Raw genomic sequence first — 13,030 nt, 5'->3', positions numbered from 1 at the left:
GTGAGAGCCAGAGACTGGTGAGCGAGTCTGTACTGACTTCTGTCCGGCAGTATGAATAGGTGATGCCGAGTCGGCACTGATCGTTCCCTATACTCCGGAGGGATTTCTCTCCAGAGCTTTCCGGAGTCTGGGTCTCAGTAGGTAACTCTGTAGTTACCGTACGGTTAGGTGGGTTGCCCGATTTCAGTACCGCACGAATGGCGTCGGACACACCCACCAGTGGTTCTGCACCCATGGAGTGGTACAAGGCACTTGAGCCAGGGGAACTGCCAGAAGGCCGGGTCGAACCGGTCAGCTGTGGCGATTCGACCGTCGCGGTAACCCATTACGATGGCGAGTACGCGGCCCTCGACAACAACTGCCCGCATCAGGGCGGCCCGCTCGGCGAGGGCGCTATCGAGACGGGCCTCCTGCGGTGTCCGTGGCACGGCTGGGACTTCGACCCGCTAACCGGCGAGACGCCCGGCCCCCACGACGACTGCGTGGAGACGTTCCCAGTCGAGGAGCGTGAGGACGGGATCTACGTCGGGTTCCCACAGGAAGCGCCTCACGAGCGGACGGTCTCCGACGTGATCGCCGAGACGCTGACCAACTGGGGCGTTCGACAGGTCTGGGGCATCGTCGGGCATTCGAACCTCGGTCTCGCTGACGCGCTCCGGCGGGAAGCCACGCAGGGGAACCTCACGTACTACGGCGTCCGCCACGAGGGAGCCGGCGCGTTCGCCGCATCGGCCTACGGGAAACTCACCGGTCGTCCTGCCGCCTGCTTCTCGATTGCGGGTCCCGGTGCGACGAACATGCTCACGGGGCTGTGGGACGCCACCGTCGACCGGTCGCCGACCATCGCGCTCACCGGGCAGGTCGACTCACAGGTCCTCGGTACGGGGAACTTCCAGGAGGTCGACCTCGAAGCGGCGTACGGCGAGGTGGCCGAATTCGAGGCCACCGTGCTGCCCGATAGCCAGCACGCCGAGCTCGCGACCAGAGCGGCGAAAACGGCCATCCTCGAACGCGGCGTCTCGCACCTCATCTTCCCGGACGAAATCCAGACCCAGTCTGCTGAGGGTGTCGACCCCGGTGACCCCGAAGGCCGCATCACCGAACGCGACATCAGCCCACCAGCGGACGCACTCGACGACGCGGTGGACCTGCTCGAAACCGCGGAGCGACCCGTCATCGTCGTCGGCCACGGCGCCCGGTTCGAGATGGACGAAATCGTCGAGCTAGCGGAGCGACTCGACTGCCCGATACTGACCACGTTCAAGGCGAAAGGCCAGGTGCCGGACTCCCACCCGCTCGCCGGCGGCGTCCTCGGCCGTAGCGGGACGCCTATCGCGAGCCACTTCATGAACGAGTCGGATCTGCTGGCCGTGTTCGGCGCGAGCTTCTCGAACCACACGGGGATCGCGGAGTACAAACCGACGATTCACGTCGATTTCGACGCGATGACGCTCGGCAAGTTCCACAGTATCGACGTACCTGTCTGGGGTGAGATCGGCGTCACACTCGAAGAACTCCACGAACGTATCGACGGCGTCGAGGCGGAGAGCCAGCGCGCGGAACTCGCCCAGCGGTGGGAGATCTGGCGCGAGGAGAAGGCGACACGGCGGGCAGAGACGCCCGAACGAGGGGTCAACTACGCCACGGCCTTCGATGCGATGACCCGTCTCCTTCCGGCCGACGCAATCATTCCCGTCGACGTCGGTAACAACACCTACGCATTCGGCCGGTACTTCGAGCCCCAACACCAGTCCGTGCTCATGTCAGGCTATCTCGGCTCGATCGGCTTCGCGTTCCCGGCGGCGCTGGGCGCGTGGGCAGCCACGCAGGAAGCGGACACTCCATTCGCCGGACGCAAGATCGTCTCCGTCTCCAGCGACGGCGGCTTCGGCCAGTACATGAGCGAGTTCACGACCGCCGTCAAGTACGACATGAACATCACGCACGTCCTGCTCAACGACGACGAACTCGGCAAGATCAGCAAGGAACAGCGGACGGGCGGCTGGGACGTCTGGCAGACCGACCTGCAGAACCCGAACTTCGCCGAGTTCGCCGAGAACTGCGGCGGTCACGGCGTCTCCGTCGACGACGAGGCCGACCTCGACGATGCGCTCGAGACGGCCATCGACCACGACGGGCCCGCCCTCGTCGAGATCATCACTGACTCGGAGCCGGTCTGAATCGGTCGAACGGCGGCTCCGCGGGCCGTCTGCATCCGCATACTCACAACAGTTCTGAGCTAACTCACTCCTGTGCGCGCTCCATCTCGTAGCTGAGTCGGTGGGGCATGATGCTCAGCGCGCGGACGATGGCGACCAGCGCGAAGAAGATGCCCACGAGGATATGCCCGACACCGCCGAGTTTGAGCCACAGCAGCGTCGAGGGCCACTTGTGGATGGAGGCCAGCGCCGAATTAACCTGCCCGCCTCTCGTCCCACCGCTTCCGCCGGCGAGACTCGTCTCGGGGAAGGAACTGAAGAAGCTGTCCAATAGCGGATGGAACGAGGTCAGCTCGAAGAACAACGCCATGCCGATGAGCAGGTAGCCCACGAGGGCGAAGACGGCTCCGACCACGAGCATCTTCTTGATCGAACTGATCGTCGATTCGATTTGACCGATTGGCTGGCGGTCCGGGTAATCCGTTGCCATACCCAGCTATTCGGGCTATTGATAAATAGGGGTGTATCGGCCGTGGAACCCGGTTGCACGGCCGCATGAACGTTCTATGATTCGGGCTGAATTGCTCCGCTGTGAGCGAAGCAGCCAGGGGACAACGCAACGGTAGAAGGGCGATGTATCGACACCCTCCGCAGCCGCGCGTGGCGATTGTTGTCGGTGACCGCCCGTTCGAGAGTCTATCGAGCCTCGACGGCCGTGTTGCGAAACCCATGACGACCAGACGTACCAGCAGAACGTCCCGAACACGCACGAACCGCTCGGCTCGCGGGCCGAACCCGGCGACTTGCCGGTGGCATCGATGACCCGTTCCAATGCGCGCTCGCCGGAGCACGTTGCAAGCTGGAGCGAGCTCGAAGACCGCGAACCGGCACACGCGCGAGCCGACGGGGTCGACCTGGTCGTTATCCGGGACGACGAGGACGTGTCGGTCCTCTACGGCCGCTGCCTGCATCGCGGCGTGTTACTGGGCGACGGCTACGCCGAGGGACAGAACCTCATCTGTGGCGTCCACGGGTGGGACTACCGCTACGACACGGGCGTCAGCGAGTACGACAACTCCGAAGTGCTGGAGAAGTTCACCGCCTGGGTCGAGAAGGACGACGACGCCGTGTTCGTCGACGCCGCCGAAGTCGCCGAGTGGGCCGGGGAGAACCCGCAACCGTACGAGGAGCCCGAGGACCCGGATAGTGCCGGAAACCCCGATTCTACGGCGATCCGAACCCGGAGAAGGAGCCCCACACCCAGTATATCCAGGAACTCGCCCAGAAGGGGCCCGAGGGGATCGGCGACCATGGATGCATCTCGGCGATTGGCGTTCCCCGTAACGAACTCCCCAGTTGGGACGACCTCCAGATACTGACTGCACAACTCGCCAGCACGCCCCTCGACGACGCACCCGTGGAGACGGAACCGGTTATCGGGCCGAACGCCGGGACCCCGCTGACACTGGACATCCCGGTGTTCGTCAGCGACATGAGCTTCGGTGCCCTCAGCGAGGAGGCAAAAATCGCCATCTCGCAGGGCGCCGAGCAGGCGGGTACGGGCGTCTGTTCCGGTGAGGGGGGAATGCTCCCCGAAGAGCAGGAGGCGAACTCCCGGTACTTCTACGAGTACGCGACAGGGGAGGTCGGCTGGGACATCGAGCTCGTCGAGGAGGTGCAAGCGTTCCATTTCAACGCCGGACAGGGGGCGAAGACAGGGACCGGCGGGCACCTGCCCGGCGAGAAGGTTCAGGGGCGTATCGCCGAAGTTCGCGACATCGAACCGGGAACCGATGCGGTGAGTCCGCCCCGCTTCTCCGACCTGCGGACGCCCGGGGATTTCGCGGACATGGCCGACCGCGTCCGTGAGGTCGGCGGCGGCATCCCGATCGGCTTCAAACTCTCCGCCCAGCACGTCGAGGACGACATCGACTTCGCGCTCGAGGCGGGCGCGGACTACCTCATTCTGGACGGTCGTGGCGGTCGAACTGATGTCTGTCATGGCGCGTGCCTGTGGCCACGACAGCCTCTCGGGGTTCGAACGCCGAGACCTGACGACCTGGAAGAAGGAGATCGCCGACCTGACCCGCGTCGAGTACGCGGGCGTCGGACGGGGTAACTAATTGCCACCCACACGTATCCACCCTGTATGGAACTCATCTCAGTCGCCGCAGTGGCAGAGAACGGGGTTATCGGCAAGGACGGGGACATCCCGTGGCCGAACATCCCGGAGGACACACAGCAGTACCGCGAACGGATCGCTGACTCGGCCGTAATCATGGGCCGGGTCACCTTCGACGCGATGCGGCACAACCTCCCCGGGTCGGCCCAGATCGTCCTGAGCCGGTCGGTCACTGCGTTCGATGCGGAGACGGCACACCACGCTGCCGGCGTCGACGACGCGGTCGAAGTCGCCGAGTCACTCGACGCGAATCGGGCCTACGTCATCGGCGGCGCGGGCATCTACGACCTCTTCCAGCCCGTCGTCGACCGGATGGCGCTGAGCCGCGTCCCGGGTGAGTACGAAGGCGACTCGTACTTCCCGAATTGGGACGAGGACGAGTGGATTCTGCTCGCCCGCACCGAGTACGACGGGTTCACCCTCGAAGAGTGGGTTCGGCGGTCGGCATCCGCGTAGCTGGATGTAGCGCAACGGAGCCGGTGTGGTCGTTCAGGTGACCGGTGGCGATGAATCCGACTGGGGACAAACACTGCAAGATATCTCGAAGATATGATGAAAATTGCCCCGTCTGCCCACCCCAGGCTACTTCTGGCCTTTGGATGGATGGGCCGACCGATCAATTCGTACCTCGTCCTCGTCGAACATGAAGTGGATAAACGGCTGGGGCTTTCCATTCGGGGGTTTGAACGCAGTCTTTAGGGGGACGCGTCTGGGGCCGTCATCCGTTTCTTTGATCGGCGGGAGAAATACGTGCGTCTGGGAGTGGCTGCCGAGGTACGGGTCAGGGTTTCCATCGTCACCCAGCGGGAGTTCCTCGTCGATGGCGAGGTTGTAGTCCGCCGTCCGGACGGTCTGGGTGGTCATCAGGTGGATAGTGCGATCCCTGTTCTGCTCGGCGGTTACTTCGCCGTTAACCAGGAGGTCACCCACGGCCCAGAGGGAGCCGAAGGCGTACTGTGTCGGCATGAGGGGGGTGCCGATGCTGGTTATCCCGTGCATGTACGCGCCCGTCACCACCCCCCGCCCGTGGAGGTGTGCTCCGTCGTGACGTTCGAGGTGGTGGATGTCGAGTTCGTAATCGTTCCCGGCCGGGTCAGTAAACCAGATGTCGAGATCGATCTCGTCCTCGCCAGTTTCCTGTCCTTCGAATCCCGTCCTGTCGATGTACGTCAGGTCTAAGGCTCCGTCGAGTTTCTGCTTCTCGTCCGACCCTGCCACATTGTCGCCGAACGGAACCGGTATTTTCGTCTTCGTGTATCGATCGCCTTCATCGTTCGTCTTCCTGGCCATCTCGGGCAAGCCTACTGGGAGCGGCAGGGGATCGTGATCGTCGTCGCCCGCCAACAGCCCGACGACGTCCGGCCGGTTTTGCTCGAAGTACCATATCTTGTGCGCGATATGGTCGTCGCCGCGTTGCGGGGTGCTTGGACCGCCGGACGGGGTTCCGAACACATATGGGTCGATCCGTCTCGGCCCCGGGAGGATCCAGTGGACGCTGTTCCCGGCTGATTGGGTGGTTTCGACGGCGAACTGTTCGTTCGCGCGTTTGTGTTTCTCGACTTGTTGGGCTTTGGCGGCCGCCGGGGTCGACCCGAGGATACCGGCCAAACCGGCCGTTCCGGCACCGATAAGGACTGAACGTCTTGGCAGTTTTGACATGGTAACTAATACCATGTCTCTGTAACAACCCCAGATGCGTAATAATATAGGATACTTGATAGTTACCCCTTACCGCCGAGTTACCCGGAATTCTGTACAGCAGAGACAGATACCGCACGTGCCGTGACAGTCGGTACTGTTCAGGGATCTGATCGACCTTTCCCTTCTCGGTCAGGAGTCGCCTCTCTACCGTCGGCAGCTCTTTCGGCTGCTACCAGTTGTTTCCTGGACTGCCGACAACGACGAGGACCGCGTAGGAGGGTAGTTCACTTGTCCTCCTGAATGCCCCAGTTGATCATCTCCTCGATAACCGGGCCGAGTGCCTGACCCTGTTCCGAAATGGCATACTCTACGCGGAGGGGTTGGTCGTTGAGCAACTCCCGCGTGACCAGTTCTGCGTCTTCGAGGTCCGAGAGGCTTTCCGAGAGCATCTTCGAGGAAATACTGTCAGTACGCTCTTTGAGTTCGTTGAATCCCAACGGTCCGTCCTGAAGCAGATAATACAGCAACACAGGATGCCACTTGCGGCCGACGATATCACGCGTTTTGTGTAGCGCCGTCTCGGCATCGGTAAACAGTGGTGTCTCGATGGGCTGTCGCTCGCTCCTCCACTCGGTTGTCGGGTGGTGTTCGGAACTCACTCTCCTACGAGAACGGACGGGTCACAGCCCAGTTAAGGTAGCTCCGACTGGTAATTCCAGGCCACGTCCCCGTTAGATATTTACGAGTGTATCCGGCCTCCGGTGGTACTCTCTCACCACCTGAAAAGTTCTTGGGTCCCGTACTCCACGGTAACGATGCCGACAAAGGTAGCCGCGCCGGTCAGCGCTGCGGCTCCTCCAACGAAGAACACCCACTCCATTCCGATGCCGTCCATGAGGTACCCGCCCAATAACGGGGCAAGAAGTGCGCCCGGTCGCCAGACGAGTCCTCGGATGCCGAAGCTGCTCGCGATACCGCTCCCTTTGCCCTCGTCCGCAAACAGCGCCATACTCGCGGGTTCCCGGAAGCTATCTGCTGCCCCGAGAAGCCCGTTCAACCCGAGCAGGACAAAAAACACCGCAGGGACTGTTCCGAGGAACGGCACCGTCGGGGAGAGATCGAGATGTTGGCTTATCGCCGGGGCGAATGGAATGAGCAACCCGACAACCCCGTAGCTCGCGCCTCCGACTGCGACAAATAACCCACGACCGTACGTATCAGAAAGCCGTCCCGTCAGTGGCTGTCCGAGCATGTTGGTGAACTTCTCCGCTGCGATAACCGCACCAACGGCGGTCGCACTCAGGGCAAGCCCACCTCTGGCGACCGAGAGGCCAACGAAGATCGGCACCCAGTTCCGGATGAGTGTCACCGAAACAGCGTACTGGGCCCGGAAACTCGTGATCGTGAGGATCCGGTCGTTCAGCGCCAGATCGAAGAACGCGAATCCCTCGATACGCGTCTCGTCTGCCTCGACGAGGAGCCAGATCGTGAGGATAGCGAGGACGAACAGTGCCACCAACGCTGCGAATATCGGGTCGAACCCATAGAAATCGTACAGCGCGCCGGCACCCAACGTTCCGGTAATCCCCGCAGCCATCCGCCAGGAGTTGTACTTCCCGATCTGATTCGCTCGTTCGTCGGGGGTCGCAGTCTCACCAACCAACGCCAGGCTCACCATCCCGGTCCCGACGACACCTAACCCCTGCAGTGTCCGTGCTAAAATGAAGCCGAACGACGTTTCGACGAGCGTAAAGAGGGAGTACGCGATCGCACTGGAGATCAGCGAGATGAGCAAGACCGAACGCTTGTCGTAGCGGTCCGCAGCCCAACCGACCGGAATGATCGCGACCGTTCTGCCGATTCCCAGAGCCGTGACGAATAGACCAGCGACGACCCCCGTCGCCCCGAGCGTTTCGATGTATGTCGGAAGCAGCGTCAGTAGGGTTATGAACCCGAGACTTCCGACGAACCGAGTCAGATAGAGCGGATAAAACTGAAACCGGCGTTGCATACAACGTTCTGTGACGGCCCATCGGGTAACCCCTCCCACTTCGGATAATTCGGCCGGTATCAGCCCAGCGTGGACTGAGTATTTTGACCTGCAAGATCGAACTGCGTACAGCAAGAGCTGGTTGCGCATGGAGACGGCTTACCCCGTCCCACTCGCGGACCCGGACGATACCCTGAACTCGATATCAAAACAACTTGAAGGGCTCGGGGAGCTCGCGGTCGTTCTGGTGGCGTTCGAGATAGTACCTGACACCCGGCTGGTGCGCTGCACCGACGATGAGATGGACCTCCGCAGCGTTGCCGGCGTGGTAGACGGCGTAATCGGCCATCCGTCCGTTCCGTGCATGTGTGACGATCTCGAGTTCCGGATCGTGCGCTCGAAGCCACTCACGTTCGAGCGGTTGGGGGAGGAACGTCCGATCGTAATACCGCTGGAGCGCACCAAGTTGCGTCGGGTTTCGGCTCGCAGCACGACTCAGGGAGAACGCCGTGTAACTCTCGCCGATTGCCAGGTCTGCGTGATCCGTCGTGAACGCGGCGGCGACGTCACCCAGCGTTCGCTCGAACTGGTCGCCGTATATCGAACCTCCCGATTCGATGAGCGAGAACGTCGCCTCGCGGAACTGGCCGGCAACCGATGCGATGTCCTCCAGTACGGCGTCGAATCCCGTTTCGGGAACTTCCGCAAGATGTGAATCGATATCCATCGATGCACACTCCTGCATCGCCCACCTGTAGTCGTCCATCTCACAGACATCGTCGAACCCATCGAAATACAGCGGCCGGATACCCTGCTCGCAGTAGACGGCTGCATCACGGGCGAGAAACTGCGCGACGTGATCGCGGAGGAACGACCGCTCCGCTTGTGTGCCAGCGTGTGTGATGCCGTGGACGTGAAAGTCGGTTCCGCCGATCACGATGGTGCTTCCGGGTAACCCCGTCGGAGCCGGTGTCTCTCGCTGGTGCGCTGCAACGGCAATCTCCCAGTCCCGTTTCGCCCGGAAATACGCCTCATGGTGGGACCCAACCCCGTACCACTCTGCGAGCGCGCCCAGATCCGTCAGACTGCGGATCGTGTTGAGTCGCTCGTTGGTTGACGGAAGCGTCACTGTACAGGCGGAACGAGGAACCACGAGCATATCAAAACGTCCCTGTTGTGTAAGAGAGCCACACAGAGAGCCGGTCCCGGTCTCATTCGGTGTCTCTCCGTTACCCGACAGTGACCGGGATCCAAACGGAGCGGCGGCATTGCAACAGCGACGAACCCCCGCGAGAGGTTCTTTATGATGGCTTTGAATGGTACGGTACGTATGGCTGAGTTCGACGTTCTCGTAATCGGTGGCGGTACAGGCAACAACGTCGCTGCTGCCGCAGCGGAGGCGGGGCTGGAGACGGCACTTGTCGAACCCGGGCCCCTCGGTGGGACCTGTCTCAACCGCGGGTGTAACCCCTCGAAGATGCTCATCCAGGCCGCGAATGCGGCCAACCATGTCCGAGAAGCCGACCGGTTCCACGTCGACGCAACGATAGCGAGTACCGACCACGCGGCCGTTGTCGACGAGATGGACGAGCTGCTCGGCGCGATCGCCGAGGAGATGGAGGCACGCTATCGTGAAACCGAGCACCTCACGCTGTTCGACGAGCGAACGAAATTCCTCGACGAGCGGACCGTCGAACTCGGCGGCCAGGCTGTCACGGCCGAGAAAACCGTCGTCGCCGCCGGGAGTCGGCCGATCGTGCCGCCGATAGATGGACTCGACGAGGTCGACTTCCTCACGAGTCAGGATGCCCTGTCTCTCCGGGAGCCACCCGAGAGCCTCGTCATCATGGGTGGCGGTTACATCGCTGTTGAACTCGGCTACGTCTTCGAGTCCGTGGGGACGGACGTGACCATCGTCGAGATGATGGACTCGCTGCTCCCTCGCGAGGACGATGACGTCGCCCGGACGTTTACTGAGATCGCCGCCGACCGTCACCACATCCACACTGGATACCGCGTGACAGCAGTCGATAAAATCGACGGTGAGCATGCCGTCCACGCCGAAACCGAGGCCGGAGAAGAACTGACCGTTACCGGAAGCGAGGTGCTGGTCGCCCTCGGCCGCCGTCCGAATAGTGACACACTCGACGTCGACGCCGCGGGCATCGCCGTCGACGACAACGGCTTCATCGAGACGAACGAGTACCTGGAGACCAGCGCGGAGAACGTCTGGGCACAGGGAGATATCGCGGGAAATGCGCTGTTCAAACACTCGGGAGACTACGAGGCTCGCGACACCGTTTCGAACGTCGTCCACGAGGAACGGACCCCGATCGACCTCTCCGCGATGCCTCACACGATCTTCACCGAGCCACAGATTGCCGGCGTCGGCGCGACCGAGCAGGCCCTCATCGAGGCCGGGACGGAGTACGTGGTCGGGCGGGCGGCGTACAGCGACTCGGCGATGGGGCGTGCGAAGAAACTCGAACATGGGTTCCTGAAGCTGCTCGCCGCACCTGACGGCGAGATCCTCGGCGCGCACGCAATCGGCGAGCAGGCCTCGACACTGCTTCACGAGGTTGTCCTCGCGATGCGAACCGGGCTCACCGCCGAGGAGGTCGCGGGGACGATCCACGCCCATCCCACGTTGAGCAAGATCGTCGGATCGGCGGCCCGTGATGTCTCGGAGTGAGCGACGCGGTCCGAGCGATGGGCCCGTCGCGTCCCCGCAGATCCGGGCTCGGACCAGGAAAATCGACCGACTGACACCTGAATGAGTCTCCGGAGCACTCGTGAACGGCTCGGTTCTGTACTCGATACCGGGGTTGCCCTCCGCGGAGCGTTCGCTGAACTGTTCGCACAGGAGTTCTCGTACTCTGCGGGGCACCTCGCGACGATACTGAACGGCTGTCTGTTCGCTCCGTCGCTGCTCACGTTCTGGTTCGTCAACGGCGTTCTCGATTTCTCGACGGCCGTCGCCATCGGTGCGGTCGCCACGCCTGCAGGGCTCCAGCTGCGACTGTTCGCGTATCTGTTGCTTCTGCCGATGTTCCTGCTCGCGAGAGCGACCCTCCACATGCTTCACCCGGTGCACCGAGCGCAGCTCCTCGCCGGGGCGTGTCCAAAGACGAGGCTGCTGAGTCTCGATTGGATCAGTATGGGGATCCTCGCGACTGGCCTTCCCCTCGCGATACAGAACTTCGGCCCGTGGTTCGGCATGAACGCCGTCTTCGTCCTGGGCGTGTTCGTCGTTCCCCGACCCCTCCCGACCCGTCGAACGGGGACCGTCAAACTCCTGGCAATCGTATTCGGGAGCGCCCTGTTCCTCTATGCGAACTACGGCAGCGCAGTACACGTGCTCCCGGCCCCATCGATTGTCCTCGGGCCCATCGCGACGTTTTCGCTCACAGATTCCACCACCACGAGGCTGTTTCGACTGCTCAACAGCGTCACTACGGGCCCGCTGCTCGTGGGGACGTTCGGCGTCCTGATGAACCGCTTCCTGACCCGACCGGAGCTCACCGACGTTCCCCTCCTGCGCCACGCACTGCCCCAGCGCGACCCCGACCTCGTTGTGGCGACGAACGCAGCGGTCGGGACGACGTTCTATCTCGCGGTCGGCAGTATCGCGACAGGACAGCCACTACTCCTGCCGTAGCAACACGGGAGGAGTATCAGGCTATCGTCCCATCGGCGTGTGACCCCTTACCGAACGGTTACTGATGGTTTTTATACGTATCCCGTTTCAGGGCGACCGTAGAGAATGTTTTCCGAGAAACGCCGAGTGCTGTTGCTGATCGCCGCCGCGGAGTTGCTGGCGATGTCACTCTGGTTCAGTGCGACTGCCGCCGCTCCGGAGTTAGCCACCGAGTGGGGGTTGACAGCGACCGAGACGGCCTGGCTCACTATTTCCGTCCAGATCGGGTTCGTCGTGGGGGCGTTCGTGTCGTCTGCACTCACGCTATCGGACGTAATCCGTCCCCGATACCTGTTTGCCGGTTCTGCCGTCGCCGGTGCAGCCTTCACAGCCGTGATTGCCGGTGTCGTCACCACCGCGGAACCGGCTATCGCGTTGCGGTTCCTGACCGGGGTCGTACTCGCAGGCGTCTATCCACCCGGAATGAAGATACTGGCTGGCTGGTTCAGGGAGGGACGAGGGTTCGCCATCGGCGTCCTGGTGGGCGCGCTCACGGTCGGATCGGCGCTGCCGCATCTCCTTCGTGCAATCGGCGGCGTTGGGGAGCCGAGGGTCGTCCTGTACGGTGCCGCTGGACTGGCAACTATCGGCGGGCTGCTGGCACTGATGGTGAACCCAGGGCCGTACCAATCACCGGCGGCTCCGTTCGACCCGTCCGCAATCGGTCGTATTCTGCGAGACCGCGGAACGATGCTGGCCAACGGTGGGTACTTCGGCCATATGTGGGAGCTGTACGCGGTTTGGACGTGGATACCTGCGTTTCTGATCGCGAGTATGGCCGCAAACGGTGGGAGCGGCGAGTCGTCCGGTCTCGCCTCGTTGCTCGCTTTCGGCGCAATCGCGATCGGCGGGGCGGGAGCGGTGGTTGCGGGGGTGGCTGCCGACCGGTTCGGACGGACGACTATCACCAGCCTGAGTATGGTGCTCAGCGGTCTCTCCTGTCTTCTGGCAGGGGTTCTCTTCGGCCGGTCGCTGTTCCTCCTCGTCCCATTCGTCCTGATCTGGGGATTCGCTATCGTTGCGGATTCAGCCCAGTTCTCGGCGGCGGTTTCGGAGTTGGCCGAGGAGTCCTACGTCGGTACCGCACTGACCCTCCAGACGGCAATCGGGTTCCTCCTCACCACGCTCTCCATTCAGCTGGTCCCAGTGATCGTCGATATCGTCGGCTGGCGGTGGGCGTTCGCGCCGCTGGCGATCGGTCCCGCAGTTGGCACGCTCTCGATGCTCCGACTCAAATCGCTTCCCGTCGCATCGAAGTTAGCAGGAGGCCGAAAATGAGCGCAGAGCGCTCTCAGTTCAGCTCCGTCGCGTAGTGGCTCCCTGGTAACCGGGTAACGCCGGGGTTCACGAACAGTTACAAG

At 62.6% G+C, this 13,030-nt stretch carries 12 protein-coding genes; 7 read left to right on the top strand and 5 right to left on the bottom strand.

Annotated elements, in window-relative coordinates; translation table 11 throughout:
- Positions 1-233: 233 nt before the first annotated feature.
- On the top strand, positions 234-2,180 hold the full coding sequence (locus V5A38_RS05235; protein WP_332324689.1) for a thiamine pyrophosphate-binding protein: 1,947 nt from the start codon (positions 234-236) through the stop codon (positions 2,178-2,180).
- Positions 2,181-2,244: 64 nt separating this feature from the next.
- Here the strand turns inward: V5A38_RS05235 and V5A38_RS05230 are convergent, their stop codons facing one another.
- Complete coding sequence (locus tag V5A38_RS05230; protein WP_332324688.1) at positions 2,245-2,649, bottom strand: hypothetical protein; 405 nt, start codon at positions 2,647-2,649, stop codon at positions 2,245-2,247.
- A gap of 328 nt (positions 2,650-2,977) precedes the next feature.
- Here V5A38_RS05230 and V5A38_RS05225 point away from each other — a divergent pair, with 328 nt between their 5' ends.
- Genes V5A38_RS05225 through V5A38_RS05215 form a run of 3 tightly spaced genes read left to right on the top strand, consistent with a single transcriptional unit; the run spans position 2,978 to position 4,797 of the window.
- Complete coding sequence (locus V5A38_RS05225) at positions 2,978-3,538, top strand: Rieske (2Fe-2S) protein (protein WP_332324687.1); 561 nt, start codon at positions 2,978-2,980, stop codon at positions 3,536-3,538.
- A 38-nt stretch (positions 3,539-3,576) separates the two neighbouring features.
- On the top strand, positions 3,577-4,278 hold the full coding sequence (locus V5A38_RS05220) for an FMN-binding glutamate synthase family protein (protein ID WP_332324686.1): 702 nt from the start codon (positions 3,577-3,579) through the stop codon (positions 4,276-4,278).
- Positions 4,279-4,308: 30 nt separating this feature from the next.
- The gene (locus V5A38_RS05215; protein WP_332324685.1) at positions 4,309-4,797 is read left to right on the top strand and encodes a dihydrofolate reductase; all 489 of its coding nucleotides are present in this window, start codon (positions 4,309-4,311) and stop codon (positions 4,795-4,797) included.
- A 126-nt stretch (positions 4,798-4,923) separates the two neighbouring features.
- Here V5A38_RS05215 and V5A38_RS05210 read toward each other — a convergent pair whose 3' ends face one another.
- From V5A38_RS05210 to V5A38_RS05195, 4 genes are all read right to left on the bottom strand, one after another.
- Positions 4,924-6,015: a hypothetical protein gene (locus tag V5A38_RS05210; RefSeq protein WP_332324684.1), complete on the bottom strand. Its 1,092-nt coding sequence runs from the start codon at positions 6,013-6,015 to the stop codon at positions 4,924-4,926.
- A gap of 251 nt (positions 6,016-6,266) precedes the next feature.
- The gene (locus V5A38_RS05205; RefSeq protein WP_332324683.1) at positions 6,267-6,641 is read right to left on the bottom strand and encodes a helix-turn-helix domain-containing protein; all 375 of its coding nucleotides are present in this window, start codon (positions 6,639-6,641) and stop codon (positions 6,267-6,269) included.
- Between the two features lie 113 nt (positions 6,642-6,754).
- Positions 6,755-7,993: an MFS transporter gene (locus tag V5A38_RS05200; RefSeq protein WP_332324682.1), complete on the bottom strand. Its 1,239-nt coding sequence runs from the start codon at positions 7,991-7,993 to the stop codon at positions 6,755-6,757.
- Positions 7,994-8,177: 184 nt separating this feature from the next.
- Complete coding sequence (locus tag V5A38_RS05195; RefSeq protein WP_332324681.1) at positions 8,178-9,101, bottom strand: hypothetical protein; 924 nt, start codon at positions 9,099-9,101, stop codon at positions 8,178-8,180.
- Positions 9,102-9,302: 201 nt separating this feature from the next.
- Between V5A38_RS05195 and V5A38_RS05190 the strand changes: the two genes are divergently transcribed.
- The 3 genes from V5A38_RS05190 (at position 9,303) to V5A38_RS05180 (ending at position 12,947) form a co-directional block, all read left to right on the top strand.
- Positions 9,303-10,664, top strand: coding sequence for a dihydrolipoyl dehydrogenase (locus V5A38_RS05190; RefSeq protein ID WP_332324680.1), 1,362 nt, complete (start codon positions 9,303-9,305; stop codon positions 10,662-10,664).
- A gap of 81 nt (positions 10,665-10,745) precedes the next feature.
- On the top strand, positions 10,746-11,630 hold the full coding sequence (locus V5A38_RS05185; RefSeq protein WP_332324679.1) for a hypothetical protein: 885 nt from the start codon (positions 10,746-10,748) through the stop codon (positions 11,628-11,630).
- A 105-nt stretch (positions 11,631-11,735) separates the two neighbouring features.
- On the top strand, positions 11,736-12,947 hold the full coding sequence (locus tag V5A38_RS05180; RefSeq protein WP_332324678.1) for an MFS transporter: 1,212 nt from the start codon (positions 11,736-11,738) through the stop codon (positions 12,945-12,947).
- The last annotated feature ends 83 nt before the right edge of the window (positions 12,948-13,030 follow it).

Origin of the sequence: Halolamina sp. (genome assembly GCF_036626355.1) — an archaeon.
Lineage (GTDB): Archaea > Halobacteriota > Halobacteria > Halobacteriales > Haloferacaceae > Halolamina.
This window is presented reverse-complemented; position numbering and strand designations above follow the sequence as displayed.